This is a genomic window from Streptomyces sp. NPDC004752, from assembly GCF_053601275.1.
In genome coordinates this window covers 93847-115993 of the sequence record NZ_JBSGBN010000001.1, presented here as the reverse complement: position 1 = coordinate 115993, position 22147 = coordinate 93847, and the positions used below count along the sequence as shown (strand labels likewise).

Here is a 22147-nt window from a genome sequence, read left to right as displayed (position 1 = left end):
TCACATCCGTTCCGGCAGATGGAATGATGGGCTAAGCTAAGCGACATGGCGAAGACCGTCAACACTCGAATCACCGAGCAGGGCCGCGCGAAGGGCCCGATCGACAAGGCGATGGAGGTGCTCGAAGCGCTCGTCGAACCCGGCGGGCCCCACCGGCTGGGCGATCTGGCGCGGCGCACGGGCCTGTCGAAACCGACCGTCCACCGCCACCTGCAGACCATGGTGGAGTTCGGGTTCGCCCAGCCCGTCGAAGGCGGCTCCTACCAGGTGGGACCGCGGCTGCTCGGACTGGCCGCCGCGGCCCTGCACGACGACCAGGACCTGCGTCTTGCCCGTCCCGTGCTGGCGGAACTGCACGGGCGCACCGGCCAGTTCGCCCACTACGCCGTGCGGCACGGGGACGACGCGGTCCACCTGGAACACTCCGAGTCGCCCCCGGAGTTCCGGTTGGGCATGCCGCCCGGTGGCCGTACGCCCCTGTACCGCAGCGGCGTCGGCCTCGCCATGCTCTCCGCGCTGCCGCACGACGAGTGCGCCGAGGTGCTCGACGGCGTGCCGCCCAAGGCATGGGCCGCGCATCCGCTCGCCGGCGCGGCGGCGCTCCGTACGGCGCTGCGGGAGGCCGCCGAGCGCGGCTACGCCGTCGACGACGGCTACGGGGATCCGGACGTGCGCTCGGTCGCCGCGCCCGTACTCGACCGGGCGGGACGCGTGGTCGGCGCGATCGGCATCTCCGGGCTGACGTTCACCCTCGACCAGGAGAGCGTGCGGCTGTACGGCCCGATGGTGCGCGCGGCAGCCCGCACCGTCTCCGCGGGCCTCGGCGGGCGGGCCCCGGCCCCGGCCCTGGGCGTGGTCGGCCCGGCCGCGGGGGAGCGGGACGGCGGATGTGGCGGCGGACCTGACGGAGAGCGTGGCGGCGGACCTGACGGGGGTCGTGACGGGGGACGTGACGGAGGGCGGGCATGAGCCCGCTGGGTGAACTCCTCGCCGCCGGCCGCGATCGCGGGGTGTACTCCGCGGCGGCATGGTCCGTCGGCGACGCCGCCGCGACCGTGAACCGCGGCTGGACCGGCACCAGGAGCTGGGGCGGCCAGACGCTGGACGGCAGCGAGCTGTGGGACCTCGCCTCGGTCACCAAACCGGTGGTGGGGCTCGCGGTGATGGCTTTGGTCGACGAGGGCGCCCTGCGGCTGACCGACACCGTGGGCGACCATCTGCCGGAGTACCGGGGCGGCGACAAAGCAGAGTTGACGGTCCATCAGCTGCTCGCCCACACCTCCGGCATCCCCGGCCGGGTCCCCCTCTACCGCGAACACCCCACGCGCGCTTGTCTCCTGGAAGCGATCCGCCTGCTGCCGCTCACGGCGGAACCGGGCACGCGGGTCCAGTACTCCTCGCAGGGATTCATCATCCTGGGCCTGATCGCGGAGGCCGCCGCCGGGGAGACGCTGGACGTGCTGGTACGGCGACTGGTGTGCGACCCGCTCGGCATGACGGGCACCGGATTCCGCCCGGACGCCGAGGCCCGGCGGCGGGCCGTGGCCACCGAGGACTGCCCGTGGCGCGGCAGGGTCGTGGTCGGTGAGGTGCACGACGAGAACGCGGTGGTGCTCGGCGGAGTGGGCGGGCACGCCGGCCTGTTCGCGCCGCTGGCCGACATGGAGCGGCTCGGCAGGTCCCTGGCCGGCGGCGCACGCGAACTGCTCCGCCCAGATACCTTCGCGCAGATGACGGCCGTCCACACCGAGGGCCTGGGGCTACGGCGCGGCCTCGCCTGGCAGGGCCAGGACCCGACGGACTCCCCGGTCGGCCAGTCCTTCGGCCCCCGCGCGTACGGGCACACCGGCTTCACCGGCACCAGCATCTGGGTCGACCCCGAGACAGGCCGCTACGCCGTTCTGCTGACGAACCGCGTCCACCCGTCGAGGGCCGGTGACGGCATCACGGCCGTCCGCCGCGCCTTCCACGACAAGGCCGCGACGCCGACCCGCGCGGACGGAGCGGCGCAGCGCTCACCGTGACTCCTCCACGCCTCCACGCCCCGGCGCCCAGGGGCCCGGGCCTTTGCGAGGTCCCAGGGGTGTGAGTGCCTCGGCACCACGGTGGTGAGGGTCGCGCCCGTCACCGGTGGGTTGAACCCCCGGGCAGTGGTGTCACCCGGTACACCCCGGACCCGCCACTCAGCCCTCCTGCCGTGTCGGCCGCTCCGGCCTAGCGTCGACCGTACGGCACTCCAACCCGCAAGGAGGCAGCATGAGTTCGACTGGTTCGGCGGACGGGCCCGGCAGGCGCGCCGTCTTCCGTGTGGCGGCGGCCACGGGCGCAGGGGCGGCGCTGATGGCGCCCTCGGTGGCCTCGGCGGCGGTCCCGGAGGGTGGCAGCGCCGCCTCCGCGTGGCTGCCTGAAGGGCCCCTTCGGGTCTCACCCGAGGACCCCCGCTACGCGTATCTGGTCGCCCGGGGAGCGAGCAACCGTTTCCGGGGGACTCCGGAGCGCGTCTGTCTGGTCGGCTCGACGGGGGACGTCGTGCGCGCCGTACGCGAGACGGTGGCCTCCGGCGCGCGACTCGCGGTCCGCAGCGGCGGGCACTGCTTCGAGGACTTCGTCGACCACCCCGACATCACCACCGTCATCGACATGTCACCCATGCGGGAGGTGACGTTCGACGAGCAGCGCCGGGCGTACGCCGTCGAGGCAGGGGCCACACTGGGCGAGGTGTACCAGAAGCTCTACCTCGGCTGGGGGGTCACCGTACCGGCCGGATACCACGCCGAGGTCGGCGCGGGCGGCCATGTGCCCGGCGGCGGATACGGGCCGTTGTGCAGGCTGTTCGGCCTGGTCAGCGACTACCTCTACGCCGTCGAGGTGGTGGTCGTCGACCGCGAGGGCGCCGTTCGCGCCGTGGTCGCCACGCGGGAGCGGGACGACCCCCATCGCGACCTCTGGTGGGCCCACACGGGAGGCGGAGGGGGCAACTTCGGCGTCGTCACCCGCTTCTGGTTCCGCTCGCTGCCCACTCCGCCGGCCACCGCGCTCACCTTCACCGCCGAGTGGAGCTGGGAGGGCATGGACGAGGAGCACTTCACGCGCATGGTGCGCAACCACGGGCGGTGGGCGGAGCGCCACGCCGCCGCCACCGACCCGAACGCGGCGCTCTACGCCGAGTTCGCCCTGACGCGCCGTGCGGCCGGCGCGCACCTGCTCCTCGGCCAGGTCGCGGCCGAGCCCGGCCGGGACCGCCGTCTGCTGGACGGGTTCCTCCGCTCGGTGAGTGAAGGCACCACCCACCCCGCCCGTCTGACCACTCGACGCCTGCCCTGGCTGGACGCCGCCCTGCGCGGCTCCGGTGAAGCCGTCGGCGACTGGCACATCAAGATCAAGTCGGCGTTTCTGCGCCGACGGCTCACGGACCGCCAGATCGCCGTGGCCTACCACCACCTGACCCGCCAGGACACCCGCGTGCTCGCCGGCAGCGTCGTCGTCAACACCTACGGCGGAGCAGTCAACGCCCTCCCGCCCGACGCCACGGCCATGCCCCACCGCGACTCCGTGCTGAAGCTCTCCTGCCTCGCGTCCTGGGCCCAACCGGGGCAGGCGCCCGAGTACCTGGCCTGGATACGCGAGTGCTACCGCGACCTCTTCGCCGACACCGGCGGAGTCCCCGTCCCGGGCAAGACCGCCGACGGGGCCTTCATCAACTACCCCGACACCGACCTCGCCGACCCGCACTGGAACACCTCGGGCACGCCGTGGGAAACCCTCTACTACAAGGACAACCACGCCCGCCTGCGCGAGGTCAAACAGCGCTGGGACCCACGCGACGTCTTCCGGCACGCCCTCTCGATCAGAGCGTGACACTCCAGCGATGGTGGGCCTCGGCGGCTCGATGCTGTTGGTGGCGGCGTCGCCAGGTGGACCAGCGGAGAAGGGCCGGATGCGGTTGCCGCACATGGGCGTGGGGCAACCAGGTGTCCTGGGGCGGGGGTTGTCCCCCATAACAGGACACCGGGCTGCACGAGTGAGGATTCGGCGTCCGCCGCCTACGGTCGGTGCGCATGAAGGTATCAGCAGCCATCAGGCGTGCGGGTGTCGTGGCCTCGGCCGTCGCGCTCCTTCTGACCGCCGCTCCAGCGGCGTTCCCGCGTCCTCAGCCCTCCGCGTCACCGGTGGGCGCGCACTGCGGCGCCCACCGTGAACTGCGCCACGCCCTGCGGACCCTGGTCACCCGCGACCGCATCGCCGGAGCCGCCGTAGTGGTCACCGACTCGGTGGGTGAGGCGGGACCGTCGTGCGGGCGCTGGACGCAGACCGCCGGCACGGCCGACCTGCGCTCCGGGCGCCCCATGAACGCCACCGACCGCCTCCGTATCGGCAGCGTCACCAAGACGTTCACCGCAGCCGTCGTCCTCCAACTCGCCGCCGAACACCGTGTGCTGCTCGACGCCCCGGTGGACCGCTACCTCCCCGGCCTGATCCGGTCGCACGGCTTCGACGGCCGCCGGATCACCGTGCGGCACCTCCTGCGGCACACCAGCAAACTGCCCGACTACCTCGACGCCCCGGAGTGGGAACACCCCGAACGCATGCGGCGGCGCCACTTCGAGCCGCGCGAACTCGTCGCCCGCGCCCTCGAACTGCCGCACCCGCAGTCCGCCTGGCACTACGCGACCACGAACTACCTGATCGCGGGCCTGATCATCCAGCAGGTCACCGGCAACACCCCCGAGACGGAGATCACCCGCCGCATCCTGCGTCCGCTCGGGCTGCGCGACAGCTACTGGCCCGGCGACGACGTCCGTATCCGGGGGACGCACTCGCGCAGCTACTTCACCGACGAGGACGGCCACCGCGTCGACGGCACCGACTGGAACATGACCTTCGGCGGCGTGGGAGGCGCGCTCGTCTCCACGCCGGACGACGTCGCGCACTTCGTCTCCGCCCTGATGTCCGGCCGCCTCCTGCCCCCGGCGCAACTGGCCGCGATGCGGCAGACCGTGACGGCCGACCCGGACCGCCTGTGGCCCGGAGCCCGTTACGGGCTCGGCCTGATCTCCACCCCGCTGCGCTGCGGGGGCCTGTGGTGGGGGCACGCAGGGACCGTGCCGGGCGGCCACCGAGCGCTCACGGCCGTAGGTCCCGGCGGGCGAAGCATCTCCGTGGCGCTCAACGGGGTGCCCGACTCGCTACCGGCCGAACAGGTTTTCCACGACGTCGTCCAGGCCGCGTTCTGCGACGGCCGGCCCTTTGAAAGGACGCACACATGATCCGCCGCATCGCACTGCGCACGGCGGCCGTACTGGCCGCCCTCCCGCTGGCAGCGCCGGCCGTTGCCGCGCCGGCCACGGGCACCGGCGATCCCCTGGCCCGCTTTCACCACCAGCGCCTCACCTGGCAGAGTTGCCTCCAGGGCCCGGACGACGACATCGGCAAGGACCTCCAGGAGGCGGGCGCCCGGTGCGCCGACGTCACCGTCCCGCTGAACTACGACGACCCGGGCGGCCGAACCATCACCGTCGCGATCTCCCGGATCCGGGCCACCGACACCGCATATCGCGTCGGCCCGCTGCTGCTCAACAGCGGCGGGCCCGGCGGCCAGACGCTCGGCGACCCCCCGTGGGTACGCCAGGCGATGAGGGACGTCGGCGCACGGTACGACGTCGTAGGGGTGGACCCCCGTTTTGTGGGCCGCAGCACCCCGCTGGACTGTCACTGGCCGACGGGCAGTTGGATCCGCGGCGCGGGCGTCGACCGGGCCGGCTTCGACCGTATGGCGGCGTTCGCCCGCGATCTCGCGGAGCGCTGCCGGAGGTACGAGGACTCGGTGCTGCCGTACGCCACCACGCGCAACACCGCCCGCGACCTGGACGTCATCCGCGCCGCGCTCGGCGAGCGCAGAATCTCCTACCTGGGCTACTCCTACGGCAGTTATCTCGGCGAGGTGTACACCACGATGTTCCCGCGCCGACTCGACCGCATGGTCCTCGACGGGGTGATCGACCCCGGCCGGTACTCGCCCCGGCTGCTGCGGGGCGCCGAGGCGGCCAACCGGCACGCGATCGAGGACTGGGCCGCGTGGGCCGCCGCGCGAGACGCCACGTACGGGCTGGGCCGCACACGCGAGGCCGTACTCGCCGCCGTGGACCGCATCCAGGCCGCAGCGGCCCGCAAGCCGCTGCGACTGGGCTCCTACCGGCTGGACGACCACTCCGTGCCGGTCATCCTCCTCAACGGCCTCTCACAGGACAACGACGAGGCGTACGGGGCCTTCGCGCGGGCCGTGCGCGATATGAACCGGGCCGCCCAGGGCCGACGTGTCGACCCCGACCCGGCCTTCGCCGACATGCTGAAGTTCCAGCTCACCGGCTCCGAATCGGCCTACGGAAGCGTGCAGGCGGCGATCCTGTGCGGTGACGTGCCCGCGCCGCGGGACCCGGAGGTGTACTGGCGCGACATCCGCAGCGCCCCGGACCGGCTCTTCGGTTCCGTCGCCCAGAACATCGGCCCCTGCGCCTTCTGGGACCCGCCGCGCGAGCGCCCGACCACCGTCAGGAAGGACAGCTTCCCGGCGCTGCTCGTCAACGCCACCGGGGACCCCCGCACCATCTACGAGGGCGCCGCCGCCCAGCACCGGAGGTGGCCCGGCTCCCGGCTGGTCACCCTGCGCGGCGCCGACCAGCACGCCGTGTTCGGGGTGTTCGGCAGCGCCTGCGTCGACGGACGCGTCAATGCCTACCTGGCGACGGGCCGCCTGCCCGCAAAGGACGTGACCTGCGCCCGCGACCAGGGCACGGCCCCGCCCTCCTCCGCGCGGAGCGTGCGCGCCACCTCGGTGGCCCGGTAGCCGAGGGCGCCGCGGGCGTCGGTGTGCTCGATGCCGGTCTGCATCTCGATGACCGCCCGGTCGCGGCCCGGTCCATCTCGGCTGCGGCCCCGGTCATCGAGTGCTCGCCGGAGGTCCGGTACGCGGCCACCGGCACACCGACCGCGCCCCACGACCCCGGCCGGCACGCCGAGACAGGGCCCGACAACCCGTGCCGAACTCGGGTTCCGTGGTGCATCGGACGCCCGTCTCTCAGGCTTGCTCTCAGCGGGCCGTCCAGCCCCCGTCGATGACGATGTCGGTGCCGGTCATGGCGGCTGCCTGGGGACTGCACAGGAAGGCCACCGCCTCGGCCACCTCTTCGGGCTCGACAAGACGCTTGAGAGCGGCGGACTCCAGCAGGACCGAGTCCACGACCTCGGCCTCGCTGATGTGGTGGGCGCGGGCCTGGTCGGCGATCTGCCGGTCCACCAAGGGGGTACGCACATAACCGGGGTTGACGCAGTTGGACGTGACCCCGTGGGGGCCGCCTTCCAGGGCGACGACCTTGGACAGCCCCTCCAGTCCGTGCTTGGCCGCCACGTACGCGCTCTTGAACTCGGAGGCCCGCAGCCCGTGGACGGACGAGATGTTGACGATGCGTCCCCACTGCTGGGCGTACATGGCGGGCAGTGTCTTGCGGATGATCCTGAAGGGAGCCTCCAGCATGATGCGCAGCATCAGCGAGAACCGCGCCGGGTCGAACTCATGGACCGGAGCGACCTGCTGGATGCCCGCGCAGTTGACGACGATGTCGGCCTGCGGAATCAGTGCGTCGAGCGCGTCGAGGTCGGACAGGTCCGCGGTGATCGCTGCTCCGCCGGTCTCGCCTGCGAGGTCCCGTACCGCCTGCTCGTTCAGGTCGAGCCCGATGACATGGGCACCCGACCGGGCGAGCCGCACGGCGGTGGCCCGGCCGATGCCGCTGCCCGCACCCGTGACGAGTGCCCGGCGCCCGGTGAGGACGGGGAACACCGGCGTGTCGGTTCGATCGGGATGAGTGCTCACTGAAGCACCTTTCGAGGGAAGACAGATGTGTTCGCGCGGGGCCATGTGACTACGAAAGGTAGTCGTGCGCGATCTCGGCGCGCGGCAGGGTGAGGTCGGTCAGTATGTGTGTCGCCTTGACGATGCCGAGCACGGGCAGGTCGGCCAGCGGGGCAAGCGCATGCTCGAAGAGCTGGAGGCGTGCGGGCCCCGTCCAGGCGCCCCGGACGGTCAGGTCGGTGATCTGGGAACGCGCCAGTTCGCAGATCCGAGGAGTGCCGTCGTAGCCCGGAAGGATCTTCAACATGTAGGTGGGCGCGGCGATCTCTGTGCGCGCCTCCTCCTCGCTGAGCGTGGCGTGCTTGAAGCCCATGGTCGCGGTCGCCACCCGGAGCGATCCATGGTCCAGGGTGCCGACCAGTGTGTCGGAGTCGGTGTACAGGCGCGGCTTGCCCAGCTTCTTGGGGTACGCGCTCGCCTCGCGGCCCAGGGAGATCGCGGGTCCGTTGTCCAGATACATGCAGTGCAGGTAGTCCGCAGGCTCGCCCTGGTGCCGGACCCGCAGCACCTGCCCGGCCTCGGTGTAGTCACCGAGGCCGCTGCTGTCGGGCATGCGGATCACCTCGAACCGCACCAGCGGCTCGTCGACCTCCAGCGGTTCGGGAACCACCGCCCGCATGGCGTCGGGGTCGGTGCGATAGGTGATGTTCAGATACTCCCGGCCGACGAAGCGGTACGGGCCGTGCGGGTAGGCCGGTTGGCCCACCGGGGTGGCGGAGGTGCGGAGAATACTGCCGATGTCCATGGGGTCGCCTGTTCATGCGGCGCGATCCTGTCTGCTGCCGGGCGGTCTCGCGCCGCAGGCCGTCCGACGTGCTCGCCTTCGACGTTAGGCACCGAGCGGCGGTGACGGAAATGCGCAGGCGACAGGTTTTATACAGTTGACGTATGAATGTGGAACTCCGGGATCTGCGTTGGTTTCTCGTCCTGGCCGAGGAAGAACACTTCTCCCGTGCCGCAGACAGGTGCAGGGTCACCCAGCCCACGCTGACCCGGTCGCTGGCCCGTCTGGAATCGGCACTGGGGGTCCGTCTGGTCGACCGGACCACCCGAAGCGTGAGTGTGACCGAGGCCGGACACCGGCTCCGCACGCAGCTGGCCGCGCTGCTCCCGCAACTGGACTCCGCCCTCCGGTCCGTGAGCTCTGGGCCGGTGCTGCGCCTGGGTTTCACCTGGCTGCTGCCCAGCGGTCTGGCACGGCACCTCATCACCGAGTTCGAGCAGGTGACCGGGGGAGCACTCGAACTCGTCCGCCGCGACGAACGGGCGGCCGGTGTGGCCACCGGACACACCGACGCCGCGGTGATCTACGGCAAACCCTCTTCCGGTGGCCGCCTGCACATCGTCGAACTCGGCACCGAGGACCGAGTGGCGGCAGTGGGCCGCCACCACCCTCTCGCGCGCCGAAGGCGCCTGCACTGGGCGGAAGTCGCCGATCACGCCCTGGTGGTCAACAAGCTCAGCGGCACGGTGGGCCCTGCCATGTGGCCGGCCGGCGCGAGGCCCGAGGTGGCCGTCGCCTGCCGCACCTACGACGAGTGGATCGAGATGGTCGCCGCGGACCGGGGCGTCGGAGTCCTGCCGGAGTCGGCACGTGCTCATCCCCATCCCGGAGTCCGGTACATCGCCATCGCCGACGCACCACCCGTCCCCCTGGTCTTCGTCCGGCCCGCCCGTACCCCCCACCCGCTCGTCGATCACCTGGAACGCATCGCCACCCGCGCGGCGGCCAACCCACAGCGCCGCGAACCGCGTTCACCGGAGGTGGACCCGAAGCGGGCACGCCGACTGTCCGAAAGCCGGCGTCCCGGTACTGGGGCAGCGCCCCCGGCAACCGGACCCCGACGTCCCCGGGTGGGCAAAAAGTAACGACCCGCAAAGCATGCTGGTTACTTATTGACGTCCGCGCCTGCTCTTCGGATACTCGACACCCAACAGGAGTTCATCGCGGTCGCGGAGCGCACGGAGGTCACACCATGAACCTGTCCAGACGAAATCTGCTGGCCGCCGGCTCCGCCACGGGGGCCGTGACCGTCATGGGTGTGGGCGCCGCCGCACCGGCCGCCGCGGCACGGGGCAACGGCCACCGACTGCGTACCGGCTTCGAACGCCTCGCCGAGGACGGATACGCACTCCTTGACGGCCAGCGCGTCGGCATCGTCACCAACCCGACGGGTGTGACCCGCGACGTGCGCCACATCGTCGACGTGATGCACGGTGACGACCGCGTGAGCCTGGTCGCCGTCTTCGGACCCGAGCACGGTTTCCGCGGAACCGCGCAGGCGGGCGGCTCGGAGGGCCGCTACGACGACCCGGCGACGGGCCTGCCGGTGTACGACACCTACCTCAAGAACGGCCGACCGCTGGCCGACATCTTCACCGCCTCCGGCGTCGACACCGTGGTGTTCGACATCCAGGATGTGGGCGCGCGCTTCTACACGTACATCTGGACGCTCTACGACTGCATGGAGGCCGCACAGCTCGCGGGCAAGCGCGTCGTGGTACTGGACCGGCCCAACCCGGTGACGGGACGCGGCGCGCTCGGCCCCGTGCTGCACAAGGAGTTCGCGTCTTTCGTCGGCCGGCAGCCCATCGCCCAGGCGCACGGCATGACGGTCACGGAACTGGCCCGGCTGTTCAACGGCGAGTTCCTGCAGACCCCGGTGCACCTGGAGACGGTGTCCATGACCGGTTGGCGGCGCTCGGACTTCTACGACGCCTCCGGTCTGCCCTGGGTGCCGCCGAGCCCGAACATGCCGACACCCGACACCGCCCTCGTCTACTCCGGGACGTGTCTCTTCGAGGGCACCAACCTGTCGGAGGGGCGCGGCACGACCCGTCCCTTCGAACTGCTCGGTGCCGAGGGCATCGACGCCCGGTGGGCCGAGGCCGCCGGCGCCCTCGGCCTGCCGGGGGTGGAGTTCCGTGAGGCGTACTTCGCCCCCACCTTCTCGAAGTTCCAGGGAACGACGGTGGGCGGCGTGCAGATCCACATCAACGACCGCGACGTGTTCGACCCCGTGCACACGGGAGTGGCGCTGCTGGTGACGGCGAAGTGCGTGTGGAGCGACTTCGCCTGGCGGCCCGACCACAGCATCGACCGGCTGACGGGCAGCGCGCGGGTCCGCACGATGATCGACGCGGGCGCCGGGGCGGACGAGGTGGCGGCGGCCTGGAAGAGTGAGCTGGCGGCGTTCCGCGACATCCGCCGCCACTACCTCCGCTACCGCTGACCGCCCGGCCGCCGCGGCGTCGAAGAACCGGACACCGCCGTCGTTCAGCAGGCCGACCCCGCCGCCCGTATGCACACACCGTGGGTTGCTGAGCGGGCCTCGGGCACCGATCCGGCACGACAGCGCGCACAGCGGAGCGGGGCGACGCCGTGGCGCGACCGGCGTCGCCCCGGCCGGTGGACCCGCCGGAGCCACCGAGGCCACCGCGGGGCTGGTCGCAACACAGCGTAGTTCGGGGTTTGTTGACTTCGTCAAGGGTGCGGCAGCGCCGTGGCTGCTGTTGCAGGGCAGGGTCACGCTTCGGCCCGGCCGGCGCCTTCCGAAGCAACGGCCGCGAAGCCGAAGTCGCAGGTGCCAAGGGCTCCGCGTCCCGGCCGGACTGCGCCCTGTTCGGGAGCACGAGCCCGCGGCGATGCGGTTCTGCTGAGCCCCGTGCCCTGAGCCCCGCCCCGAGCCCCGCGCCCCCGGCCGTCAGCCCGCGGCGTCGTAGGCGGCGCGGGCGGCGCGTACCTCGGCCATGTGCTCCTCCGCCCAGCCCTTGATCGCGCGCATGACCGGCAGCAGCGAGCGGCCGAGGGGGGTCAGTTCGTATTCGACGCGGACCGGGACCGCGGGGATCACGGTCCGCGACACCAGCCCGTCGCGTTCCAGATGACGCAGAGTCTGCGTGAGCATCTTCTGGCTCACGCTCGCCAGCCTGCGTTGCCGCTGCCGGAAGGTGCGCAGCAGGCCGGGCAGGACGGTCAGGGCGAGGGAGGCGGCAAAACCGATCCGCAGGCGTCCGGTCCGGCCGCTGCCGACGGCCCGGGCCGCGGCCAGCCCGGACGCAAGGTCGGTGAGGGCCCGCCGTGCGGCGGGCAGCAGTTCGCGTCCGGCTGGAGTGAGCGTGACCCGTCCTGGTGCGCGGCTGAACAGCTCATGGCCGACCTTGTCCTCCAGGCGGCGGATCTGCTGGCTCAGCGGCGGTTGGGCAATGCCCAGACGGGCGGCGGCGTGGCCGAAGTGGAGTTCCTCGGCGAGGACGACGAAGGCGTGCAGCTGTGGAAGGGGAAGTTCGGGACGCTCCATACGCGTAGAGATATCAGACCATGCCTTTCACTGTATTAGACGTATCCGAGCTGGTCACTTAGCGTTCGACCCATGACAGAGCGACGTGCGATCCTCAGCGGCTCGACCTTTGAGGAGCAGATCGGTTATGCCCGCGCCGTGGTGGACGGCGACTGGGTGCATGTGTCCGGGACGACCGGGTTCGACTACACCACCATGACGATCTCCGACGACGTGGTGGAGCAGGCCGAGCAGTGCCTGCGGAACATAGAGGCCGCGCTGACCGAGGCGGGGTGCACCTTCGCCGATGTGGTGCGGGTGCGCTACCTGCTGCCCGACCGCGAGGACTTCGAGCCCTGCTGGCCGGTCCTGCGCCGCCGCTTCGGCGACGTGCGGCCGGCCGCCACGATGCTGATGTGCGGTCTCGCCGACCCCCGGATGAAGATCGAGATAGAGGTGTACGCGCGCCGGGCCACGGCGTAACAGCCTGATCTGTGCTCGGGGAACAGGGGTGCCGTGCCGGACGGCGGGCGGAGCGTCCGGACCTCGTGAGGCACACTTCCCCAGCCGTCACCGAGCCGCTGTCGGCCCGCCGATCGGCCGTACAGGCCACCGCCGGTTCGTCGGCCGACGACCGATGCCCCGCCGGTGGCCGAGTCTGCCACGCCAGTCGCACACGACCAGGGCCGTGCAATGTCGGCTGCGGGATGCACACATGTGGTCGGCCGAACCGGGCGCGGAATCGCGCCGCTGCCCGCCGGTGGCGCCGGTCGGACCGGGAGGAAGCACCCGGGTCACGCGCTTGTGGTGCGGCCGTCGGCCGGGTGATCGGATTCGGGCTCGGGGGCGCCCTCGATCCCCTGGAGGACCCGCTCCACGAGGTCGAGGGTCTCCGTGTGCCCGGCGGTCATGCCGAGAGATTTCTCCATGACGAGGACGCGGGCGAGCGCCGTGGTCACCACGAGCAGCGCGACGGGAGGCACGTCGGGCAGGGAGAGCCCGCCCTCGGCGGCCTTGCGGACGATGATCTCCTCCTGCGCCTGGCGGTAGCGTTCCGCGTGCTCGGCGAGTTCGGCGTGGATGGCCTTGCGGTGGTTGGCCAGCGCCATGAACTCCGTGATCAGGGCGGCTCCGGGCTGGCTGCTGAGATCCCACAGGGCGCGCAGCGGCTGCGGGGAGTCGAGCACCCGCGCCGAGATCTCCAGTTCCTGCTCCGCCCGCCGCCGCAGCACCGCGAGGAACAGGTCGTCGAGCGTGCGGAAGTAGTAGAGAACCAGCGCGGGCGCGACCTCGGCCTCCCGTGCCACCCGGCGGATGCCGACGGAGGCGTATCCCTCCTTGAGCATCAGCCGCTCGGTGATGTCCAGCAGCCGCAAGCGCGTTCTGGAGTTCTCGGTACCCATACGGCGAGGCGCAGTCATGGGGCCATTGTCCTTGACGGGTCCGGAGGCCGATGTTAAACAGTTGTTCAGCGCGTCTGTTAAACAGTCGTTCAGCACCGGGTGTTTTCGGGCTGATCCACCCATCTCCGGCGCTTGGGCCGGGTGAACGGAGGGCGAGGCCGATGGCAGGGACCACGGACGAGGCGGCGCCGGCCGACTCTTCCCGGGCTCTCCGCTCCGATCGAGCAGGAAAGACCCCCTACACGGGCACCCGCACCCCCCGCGTCGAGGACCCGCGGCTGCTGACCGGCACCGGCACCTACGTCGACGACGTCGTCCGGCCCGGGATGCTGCACGCCTGCTTCATCCGCAGTCCCGTCGCGCGGGCACGCATCACCGGGGTGGACGTCTCGGAGGCGCTGACCCTTCCGGGTGTCCACGCCGTCCTCGTCGCGGACGACCTCAATCCCGGCGTACACGAGCAGTGGTACTCACTCAACGGGCGGGACGACCCCGACACCCCCCGCCCGCCGCTCGCCGAGGGCGAAGTGCGGTTCGTCGGAGACCCCGTGGCGATGGTCGTCGCCGTGGACCGCTACATCGCCGAGGACGCGGCCGAGCTGGTCGTGGTCGACTACGAGCCCCTCCCGCCCGTCGTCGACTACACCACCGCCCTTCAGTCGGCCGAATCGGTCCACGCCACCCACCCGGACAACCTGGTGGGCCGGCTCGGCGGGCGTCCGATGGACCAGCTCGCGCCCGTCTTCGACAGCGCGGCACACGTGGTGAGCACCACCGTCCACCAGCAGTCACACGGGCCGGTGCCGATGGAGACCCGTGGGATCGTCGCCGAATGGTCGGCGCCCGCCGGGGAGTTGACGATCTGGGCGTCGACCCAGTCCCCGCACGAGGTCCGCGTTCGAGTACCACGCCCCCGCCGACGCGGAGGAGGCGGTCGCGCTGCTCGCCGACCTGGGCGACGAGGCGAAGGCCATCGCCGGCGGGCAGAGCCTCGTTCCCATGCTGGCGCTGCGCCTCGCGTCCTTCGGGCATCTGGTCGACCTGCGCCGTCTGGACGGACTGCGGGGCATCGAGCACCGTGACGGGGCGGTGCGGATCGGCGCGACCACGACCCAGGCCACCGTGGAGCGATCGCAGGAGGCACGGACCGCCGTACCCCTCCTCGCCCGTGCCACTTCGCTGATCGGCCACTTCCAGATCCGCAGCCGCGGCACCGTCGGAGGCTCGCTCGCCCACGCCGACGCCGCAGCCGAGTATCCCGCGGTGGCACTGACCCTGGACGCCGAACTGGAGGCCCTGTCGGTGCGCGGACGCCGCACCATCCCCGCCGCGCGGTTCTTCACCGGCATGTGGAGCACCGCCCTGGACGAGGACGAACTGCTGACGGCCGTCGTCTTCCCCGTCTGGCACCGCCCCTGCGGATTCGCCGTCGCGGAATTCGCCCACAGGAGCGGCGACTTCGCCCTCGCCGGGGCCACCGTCGCGGTGGGCCTCGACCCCGGCGGGCGGATCGACCGGTGCGCCATCGCTCTGTTCGGCCTCGGCCCGGCCCCCTGCCGTGCCGAGGCGGCTCAGACGGCGCTGATCGGGTCCGAACCCGCCGAGGAGAAGGCCGACGACATCGCGGACCTCGCCCTGTCGGACCTCGACTCGGTTCCGTCCGATCTGCACGGATCGGCCGGCTATCGCAAGCGTCTGGGCGCGGCCATGGTGGCCCGTGCCTGGCGGCGCGCCGTACGGGAGGCGGTCCAGGTGCACGCCGAGGAGTTCCTGGCCGCGCGCCCCGGACGGGTCTGGGTCGGCATCACCGGGTACGGCCGCGGCGACGACCGGATCGCCTTCGGCGACGACGCGGCGGTCGCCGGCGGCCTGACGGGCCGCGACGCGCAGGGTGCACCCGTGTTCCTGGGTGACGCGCTCGCCGATCCGGTCACCGGCCTGTACGCCGCCCAGGCCGTCGTACGGTCCCTCGCCGCAGGCGGCGGAGAACTCCTGTGCGTGTCCATGGCGGCCTGCGCCGCCGCGCTCGCCGGCTCCCGGGTACGGCCGTGCTGATCAGGAACGTCGAGGTCGAGGGACGCGCCGCGACGGACGTGCGGATCGGCGCGGGCGGACGGATCACGGAGATCGGTCATCGGCTGGCCGGGGGCGCCGACGTCGACGGCCGGGGCGGGGCCTTGCTGCCCGGCCTGCACGACCATCACCTCCACCTGACGGCGCTGGCCGCCGAGGCCGCCTCGGTCCGGGTCGGCCCCACCGACGTGCGCGGACGCGACGGATTCGCGGCGGCGTTGCGGGGCGGGGCACCGGGCCAGTGGGTGCGGGCCGTCGGCTACCACGAGAGCGTCGCGGGAGAGCTGGGCCGGCAGGCACTGGACGCACTGGTCGCGGACCGGCCGGTGCGGGTGCAGCACCGCAGCGGGGCGATGTGGTTCCTCAACAGCGCGGCGCTGCGGACAGCCGGGCTGGACGGCGACGGCCGGTTGTGGCGACAGGACCAGCGGCTGCGACGGGCCCTGCCCCCCGTGCGGCTGGATCTGGAGCGGGTGGGGCGACGAGCGGCGCGGCTGGGCGTCACCGGGTTCACCAACGCCGACCCGTATCCCGCGCCCGGTCTGCCGCGCACCCTGTCGGTGCTGCCGCAGAGACTCCTCGTCATGGGCGCCGGCGCACTGGTGAAGCTGGTGCTCGACGATCCGACGCTGCCCACGCGGGCCGAGCTGGCCGCCACGGTGGCCGGGACACGTCCCCGGCCGGTCGCGGTTCATTGCGTCACCCGCGTGCAGTTGCTCGTCACCCTGCTCGCCCTTGAGGAGGCCGGTCCCGTCGCCGGCGACCGCATCGAGCACGGGTCGGTGATCCCGGCGGAGACCGTCCCCTGGATCCGGCGGCTCGGCCTGACGGTCGTCACCCAGCAGCACTTCCCGGTGGAGCGGGGCCGCGAGTACGCCGCCGAGGTGCATCCCGACGACCGGGGCCACCTCTACCGCTGCCGCAGCCTGGCCGAGGCGGGCGTGCCGCTCGTCGCCGGGACCGACGCGCCCTACGGCACCCACGACCCGTGGGCGGTGATGCGGGCCGCCGTCGGCCGCGACGACGGTGAGGGCGTGTCACCGGACGCGGCCCTGCGGCTCTTCCTCGGCAGACCCCAACGGCCCGCTCACGTCCGCCGGTTGACGGTCGGCTCGGCGGCCGACCTGTGCCTGCTCCAGGTGCCCCTGCGCGAGGCGCTCGACGTGCTGTCCGCCGAGGTCGTACGGGCCGCGTACGTCGGCGGCCGGGCGATCACCCCGCAGGTCGCGTGAGCCGTACGGTCAGACGCTGTCCACGACATGCGGCCCGCCGAGCCAGGTCCCAGGCGTGCTTCCCCTGTGGCGACCACCGGATCTTTTCCGACCCCGATGGGAGGGGAAGCCGACGCCGGCTCAGGCGACGAGGGCATGCCGCCCCAGCCGCGCACCGTGGTGGTGGGGGCGGCGGGCGCCCCTGTGATCGATGGATCTCCAGCCGGCGCCGGCACGCCGACATCCAGGCGCTGCGGGTCATCCACCCCGGACTGCGCACCCTGGCGGACTGGCTCGCCGAATCCGGCGCCGCCGCACTGCGCACCCGGCTGCTCGGTGCCCCACAGCAGTAGACCGCGCCCGGCCCCTCCGGCCCGCAGCACCCGCCGCTGCTCTCCCAGTGGGGCAGGGGCTGAAGGCCGGGGGCGTCTTCGGGGTGCACCAGCACTGTGCCTCGGACGCCCGCCCAGACGACGAAGCCCTCGTCACGGCAGACCGGAGGACCGCGGGACTGAGCCGACGGGCACGCGGAGGAACGTGCCCGGGCTTGCGACACCTGTCGACTCTTCTTGACCGGAGGTTTGGTTGAGGTTTTAACGTCACGGCATGTCGATCACCGTCGATCACCGCCTGATGACAGGAGAAGACCTCATGATCCTCGTGACCGGAGCCACCGGAAATGTAGGAAGCGCCCTCTTGCAAGAACTCCAGGCGTGCGGCGCCGGACCGCTGAGGGGGCTCACCCGTGACATCGAACGGGCCGCGTTCCCGGAAGGGGTCGAAGCCGTTGCGGGTGACTTCGCCGAGACAGCCTCGTTGAAGCCCGCGTTGGAGAAGGTCCGATCGCTGTTTCTGGTGTCACGCATGGGCTCGGACGCCGAGATCATCGAGGCGGCCCGGCGGGCAGGCGTGGACCACGTAGTGCTCGTCTCGTCCATCACCGTCCAGACTCATCCGCACCTGGGCCCCGCCGCCGAGAACCTGACTGTCGAGCGGCTGCTCAAGGACAGCGGCATGACGTGGACGGTCCTGCGGCCGACGCAGTTCGCCTCGAATGCCCTGTGGTGGGCGGGAGCGATCCGCGAGCACGAAACGGTCCGGGTGCCCTATCCGGACATCGGTCTCCCCACGATTCACCCTGCGGACATCGCATCGGTGGCTCGGGCGGCGCTGACCGAGTCCGGCCACCAAGAACGAACGTATGCGCTGACGGGTCCGGAGAGGGTCACGGCCCGGCAGCAGGTCGGGGCCATAGCGGCAGTACTGGGGCGGAACGTGCCGTTCGCCGAGATCAGCCGACAGGAAGCTCATCGTCGGATGGCCATCTTCCTGGGCGACGAAGCCGCTGACGCAGTGCTCGACCTGACGGGCGGCGACGTCAACGACGAACTGCTCATGGTGCGTGACACGGTGTCCCGGATCACCGGTGCGCCGGCCAGGACGTTTCAGCAATGGGCCGCCGAGAATGCCACCGCCTTCCGCCGGGCCGTCCGACCCTGATCACGTTCGCTTGCTCATCGCCAGCAGGGGAAGTCAGGCCCCGCCAGGCCCCGCAGTAAAAAAAACTATGATTTCAGCAAGGTTCATTGTGGCTTGGTCAAACCCCTGTTAAGTTTCCCGCCATGTCGAATGAGCAACCCGACGTCCGGGCGGGCGTTGGCACTCGCCTGCGTCGGCGCAGGCGCGCCCTGCATCTGACCCTCAGTGATGTGGCCAGGCAGACAGGGCTTACCGAGGGGTATCTCTCCCAGGTCGAACGAGACCAGGCCAACGCGAGTGTGCGAACGCTCCAGCGGCTGTGCGAGATCCTCAAACTCACCGTGGGTGACCTCTTCGACCAGAGCGAGAGCGCCGCCAGCCCGGTGCTTCGCTTCCGCGACACCCATGGCATGTCATTCGGGGAGGGCGCCACGAAGATCAAGCTCACCCCCGGGTCCTTCGACCATCTTGAGGTGCTCCTCGGCCACTTCACCCCGGGCGGCTCCACCGGTGTGGAGCCCTATACCCATGGCAGCTCGGAAGAACTGCTCCTGGTCCTGTCGGGCGAGGTGGAGGTATGGGTCCGGGAGCAGCACCACACGCTCTCGGCCCTGGACTCGATCCACTACCACAGCAGTGACCCGCATCGAATCGTCGAGGCCACCGGCACACAAGAGGCACGTGTCCTGTGGGCAATGGCACCTCCCACGTACTGACAGTCCCCACCCGCCACATCACCGCACGTCCTGCTGGAGTTACTGATGACCGCGTATCGCAACGGCGAGATATCCCATTGGATGAGTGCCCGGCGTGAGGAGGACGGTCCGGCCGCCGGACCGTCCCGGAACCGGACAGGGAGCCCGTCCGATGAGAAACAGGACCTCGTCATCGTCGGTGGCGGCCTGACCGGGCTCTGGGCCGCCTATCACGCCATCCTGGAACGCCCCGGAGCGAAGATCACCATCCTGGAGGCCGAGGAAGTCGGTTACGGTGCCTCCGGCCGCAACGGCGGCTGGCTCTCCCCCCTCATCCCGGGCAACCGGGCGGTGTACGCCAAGGCCGTGCGCAAACGGGGACAGGACGGCGCCGCGGCCGTCGCCTCCTTCCAACAGGAGATGGACGCAGCCATCGGCGACACACTCCGCCTGCTTCAGGAGGAGGGCATCGAAGCAGACCAGTACCAGGGCGGACACCTGCGCGTGGCCACGACCCCGGCCGCGATGAAGCGCCTCGAACTGTCCTACGCCGCAGACCTTGCGGGCGGCTACCGCGCCGAGGATCTCGAACTCCTCGATGCCGACGCTGTCAAGAAGCGGATCGCCATCGGCCCGGCGCTGGGCGGCCTGCTGACCCGGACCACCGCGCGCGTCGACCCAGCCAAGCTGGTCCGCGGGCTCGCTGCGGTCGTAGAGGCAAAGGGGGTGCGCATCCTGGAAGGTACGCGCGCCACCCGTATCGCACCCGGCGTGGTGACCACTTCCCGTGGGACCGTACGCGCCGCAACGATTCTGACGTGTCTGGAGGCATACTCGGGACAGGTCGAGAGCGACGCCCGAGGACTGGGCAAGCGGGACGTCATCCCCGTCAACTCTTCCATGATCGTCACCAATCAGCTCCCCGAACACGTATGGGAGCGGATCGGCTGGCAGGGGCGGGAGTGTCTGGGCGACGCCGCACACACCTTTGTCTACGCCCAGCGCACAGAAGATGGACGTATCGCCATCGGCGGACGAGGCACTCCCTACGCTTTCAACTCCGGCACTCCTGGCCAAGGCAAGGTGGACGCCCGCACTGTGCGCACCCTGAGCGAGCGCCTCCAACTGTTCTTCCCCGACGTTCGGTTCAGTATTGAGCACGCCTGGCGAGGCGCTATCGGAGTGACCCGCGACTGGTGCGCCGGGATCACCTTCGATCCGCACACCGGGATCGGCGTCGTGCGCGGTTTCGCCGGACACGGCGTGACAGCCACCAATCTCGCAGCCCGAACGCTCCTGGACCGGGCCGCCGGGCGCGACACCGCACTGACCCGGCTGCCGTGGAACGACCATGATTCGGGCCGCTGGGAGCCGGAGCCGCTGCGCTGGATCGGCGTACATGCCATGTACCGGCTCTTCGGCTTCGCCGACCGGTGGGAGGAGAGCAGGCACTCCCAGAACACCTCCCTCATCGCCCGTTTCGGCTCGCGATTGGCAGGACTCAGCGAATGAGCACAACACCGTCCAAGACCGCCACGGCAACCGACCGCGACACACGCGAGGCAACGGCGGCAACACCTGGACGTGCCCTGCGAAGCGGCCTGTGGGGCATCGCTTTCACCGAGCTGTGGGAGCGCTACTCCTTCTACGGACTCCAGGGCATCCTGTCGTTCTACCTGCTCTATGCGGTGGCCGACGGCGGGCTGGCCGTGGATCCGGCCGTCGCGGCGGGCATTGTCGGCGCCTACGGCGGCGCGGTGTACCTGTCCCAGATCCTCGGGGCCTGGCTGGGCGACCGGCTGGTCAGCCCCCAGCGCATGGTGCTGTACGGTGCCGTCGTCATCACGGCCGGGCACGTGGTGCTCGCCTTCGCCCCCGGCCGGACCGGGCTGGGCGTCGGCCTGCTGTGCATCGTCCTGGGCACCGGCGCTCTGAAGACGAACATCACCTCGATCGTCGGCTTCGTCCTGGACCAGAACCCGGACGAACGTTACCGGGACGCCAGCTTTTCCTACTTCTACATGGCGATCAACATCGGTGCGGTGGTAGGCCCGCTCACCACGGGACTCGCGCAGAACGAACTGGGTTTCCACTACGGATTCGGCCTGGCGGCCATCGGTATGGGTGCCGCGCTCGTCCAGTACGTCACCTCGATGAAGCACCTGCCCGACCGCGCCCGGATCATCAACAACCCCCTGCCCGCACGGCGCCGCCCGCTGGTCGCCGCGCTGGCCCTCCTCGTCCCCGCCACTGTGGGTGCGGCCGTCGCCACCGGACTGCTCCGGGCGGGGAACCTGTCCACCGTGGTGACCATCGCCGCGCTGGTGGCCGCCGCCTCCTACTTCCTCACCATGACCACCTCGTCGGCCGTCAGCCGCGACGAACGCCGCCGTATCCTGGGCTACCTTCCCCTCTTCCTGGCGTCCGGGGTCTACTACGGCTTCCTGTTCCAGAAGTTCACGGCGATATCGATCCTCATCACCGAACGCATCGACCTGCACATCGGCGGATGGAAGTTCCCGGTCGCCTGGATCACCACCGTCAGCCCCCTGGCAGCCGTTCTCATCACCCCACTCATCGCCAGGCTGTGGAACACGTTGGGGGAGCGCCAACCCGGGCCGGTGACCAAGATAGCCATCGGGCTGACCCAGATCGGCTGCGCCTACCTGTTCCTGCTCATCGTCTCCGAAGCGACCGGAGACGCCGCGATCCCGCTGCTCCTCATCCTGGTGTTCATGATGGCGGCCGGATCCTCCGAGGTCTTCGTCGGGCCGATCGGACTGTCCCTGGCGACGAGGATCGGCCCGCAGAAGTTCCGCTCCCAGATGGTCGGCCTGAACTTCCTCACCCTCGCCCTGGGTTCGTCCCTGGCGGGTCTGCTGGGGCAGTTGTTCACCGCGATCGACAACGCCTCCTACCTCACCCTCACCGCCGTGTGCGGCATCGGGATCGGCCTGACACTCATCGCCACCCGCGGACCGGTGGAGCGTCACCTCGGGGCAGGCATCAAGCGCTGACCGATGCCAAAGGCTCAGCTCGGCAGTCTCATCGTCGTCCCCGCGCCGGGTCGCCCTCTCGGGACGGGCCCGAGGGGTCG

18 protein-coding genes and 2 pseudogenes are annotated in these 22147 nt (G+C 71.1%); 15 read left to right on the top strand and 5 right to left on the bottom strand.

The genetic code is table 11. The features are described from left to right. Positions 1 to 45: 45 nt before the first annotated feature. The 5 genes from ACWEKM_RS00520 to ACWEKM_RS00500 all read left to right on the top strand — a co-directional run bounded on the left by ACWEKM_RS00520 (position 46) and on the right by ACWEKM_RS00500 (position 6844). Positions 46 to 969, top strand: a complete 924-nt coding sequence (locus tag ACWEKM_RS00520; protein WP_451618914.1) for an IclR family transcriptional regulator — start codon at positions 46 to 48, stop codon at positions 967 to 969. Next, complete coding sequence (locus ACWEKM_RS00515; protein ID WP_451618913.1) at positions 966 to 2024, top strand: serine hydrolase domain-containing protein; 1059 nt, start codon at positions 966 to 968, stop codon at positions 2022 to 2024. The genes ACWEKM_RS00520 and ACWEKM_RS00515 overlap by 4 nt, the downstream gene beginning before the upstream one ends. Positions 2025 to 2256: 232 nt before the next feature. Continuing rightward, positions 2257 to 3858 (top strand): FAD-binding oxidoreductase, encoded by a 1602-nt coding sequence (locus ACWEKM_RS00510; protein WP_451618912.1) that lies wholly within the window; start codon positions 2257 to 2259, stop codon positions 3856 to 3858. 200 nt (positions 3859 to 4058) lie between these two features. After that, on the top strand, positions 4059 to 5267 hold the full coding sequence (locus ACWEKM_RS00505) for a serine hydrolase domain-containing protein (RefSeq protein ID WP_451618911.1): 1209 nt from the start codon (positions 4059 to 4061) through the stop codon (positions 5265 to 5267). Continuing rightward, positions 5264 to 6844 carry an alpha/beta hydrolase gene (locus ACWEKM_RS00500; RefSeq protein WP_451618910.1) on the top strand — a complete coding sequence of 527 codons (1581 nt, stop codon included), beginning with the start codon at positions 5264 to 5266 and terminating at the stop codon, positions 6842 to 6844. Before ACWEKM_RS00505 ends, ACWEKM_RS00500 begins: the two co-directional genes overlap by 4 nt. A gap of 243 nt (positions 6845 to 7087) precedes the next feature. On the opposite strand, the gene ACWEKM_RS00495 is transcribed toward ACWEKM_RS00500, so the two are convergent. Beyond that, on the bottom strand, positions 7088 to 7915 hold the full coding sequence (locus ACWEKM_RS00495) for a 3-hydroxybutyrate dehydrogenase (RefSeq protein ID WP_451618909.1): 828 nt from the start codon (positions 7913 to 7915) through the stop codon (positions 7088 to 7090). 4 nt (positions 7916 to 7919) lie between these two features. Next, complete coding sequence (locus tag ACWEKM_RS00490) at positions 7920 to 8654, bottom strand: acetoacetate decarboxylase (RefSeq protein WP_451618908.1); 735 nt, start codon at positions 8652 to 8654, stop codon at positions 7920 to 7922. 143 nt (positions 8655 to 8797) lie between these two features. Between ACWEKM_RS00490 and ACWEKM_RS00485 the strand changes: the two genes are divergently transcribed. Both ACWEKM_RS00485 and ACWEKM_RS00480 read left to right on the top strand, forming a co-directional pair. Beyond that, the gene (locus ACWEKM_RS00485) at positions 8798 to 9778 is read left to right on the top strand and encodes a LysR family transcriptional regulator (protein ID WP_451618907.1); all 981 of its coding nucleotides are present in this window, start codon (positions 8798 to 8800) and stop codon (positions 9776 to 9778) included. Positions 9779 to 9885: 107 nt separating this feature from the next. Continuing rightward, positions 9886 to 11142 carry an exo-beta-N-acetylmuramidase NamZ family protein gene (locus tag ACWEKM_RS00480; RefSeq protein WP_451618906.1) on the top strand — a complete coding sequence of 419 codons (1257 nt, stop codon included), beginning with the start codon at positions 9886 to 9888 and terminating at the stop codon, positions 11140 to 11142. Positions 11143 to 11613: 471 nt separating this feature from the next. Here the strand turns inward: ACWEKM_RS00480 and ACWEKM_RS00475 are convergent, their stop codons facing one another. Both ACWEKM_RS00475 and ACWEKM_RS00470 read right to left on the bottom strand, forming a co-directional pair. Further along, the gene (locus ACWEKM_RS00475) at positions 11614 to 11817 is read right to left on the bottom strand and encodes a winged helix-turn-helix transcriptional regulator (RefSeq protein ID WP_451619016.1); all 204 of its coding nucleotides are present in this window, start codon (positions 11815 to 11817) and stop codon (positions 11614 to 11616) included. Positions 11818 to 11847: 30 nt separating this feature from the next. Beyond that, positions 11848 to 12210, bottom strand: a pseudogene (locus ACWEKM_RS00470) (LysR family transcriptional regulator); the annotation flags it as partial. Between the two features lie 72 nt (positions 12211 to 12282). Here ACWEKM_RS00470 and ACWEKM_RS00465 point away from each other — a divergent pair. Then, on the top strand, positions 12283 to 12672 hold the full coding sequence (locus ACWEKM_RS00465) for a RidA family protein (RefSeq protein WP_451618905.1): 390 nt from the start codon (positions 12283 to 12285) through the stop codon (positions 12670 to 12672). A 311-nt stretch (positions 12673 to 12983) separates the two neighbouring features. Here the strand turns inward: ACWEKM_RS00465 and ACWEKM_RS00460 are convergent, their stop codons facing one another. Then, complete coding sequence (locus ACWEKM_RS00460) at positions 12984 to 13610, bottom strand: TetR/AcrR family transcriptional regulator (protein ID WP_451618904.1); 627 nt, start codon at positions 13608 to 13610, stop codon at positions 12984 to 12986. Between the two features lie 32 nt (positions 13611 to 13642). On the opposite strand from ACWEKM_RS00460, the pseudogene ACWEKM_RS00455 reads away from it, so the two are divergent. The 7 genes and pseudogenes from ACWEKM_RS00455 to ACWEKM_RS00425 all read left to right on the top strand — a co-directional run. Next, positions 13643 to 14431 (top strand): annotated as a pseudogene (locus ACWEKM_RS00455) (xanthine dehydrogenase family protein molybdopterin-binding subunit); the annotation flags it as partial. A 100-nt stretch (positions 14432 to 14531) separates the two neighbouring features. Beyond that, positions 14532 to 15647, top strand: a complete 1116-nt coding sequence (locus tag ACWEKM_RS00450; RefSeq protein ID WP_451619015.1) for an FAD binding domain-containing protein — start codon at positions 14532 to 14534, stop codon at positions 15645 to 15647. Continuing rightward, entirely contained in the window at positions 15641 to 16897 is a 1257-nt protein-coding gene (locus tag ACWEKM_RS00445) for an amidohydrolase family protein (RefSeq protein WP_451618903.1), read from the top strand. Before ACWEKM_RS00450 ends, ACWEKM_RS00445 begins: the two co-directional genes overlap by 7 nt. 630 nt (positions 16898 to 17527) lie before the next feature. Next, on the top strand, positions 17528 to 18376 hold the full coding sequence (locus tag ACWEKM_RS00440; RefSeq protein WP_451619014.1) for an NAD(P)H-binding protein: 849 nt from the start codon (positions 17528 to 17530) through the stop codon (positions 18374 to 18376). 122 nt (positions 18377 to 18498) lie between these two features. Next, the gene (locus ACWEKM_RS00435) at positions 18499 to 19071 is read left to right on the top strand and encodes a helix-turn-helix domain-containing protein (protein ID WP_451618902.1); all 573 of its coding nucleotides are present in this window, start codon (positions 18499 to 18501) and stop codon (positions 19069 to 19071) included. A 45-nt stretch (positions 19072 to 19116) separates the two neighbouring features. Beyond that, positions 19117 to 20562: an NAD(P)/FAD-dependent oxidoreductase gene (locus tag ACWEKM_RS00430; protein WP_451618901.1), complete on the top strand. Its 1446-nt coding sequence runs from the start codon at positions 19117 to 19119 to the stop codon at positions 20560 to 20562. Continuing rightward, on the top strand, positions 20559 to 22067 hold the full coding sequence (locus ACWEKM_RS00425) for a peptide MFS transporter (protein WP_451618900.1): 1509 nt from the start codon (positions 20559 to 20561) through the stop codon (positions 22065 to 22067). The genes ACWEKM_RS00430 and ACWEKM_RS00425 overlap by 4 nt, the downstream gene beginning before the upstream one ends. The last annotated feature ends 80 nt before the right edge of the window (positions 22068 to 22147 follow it).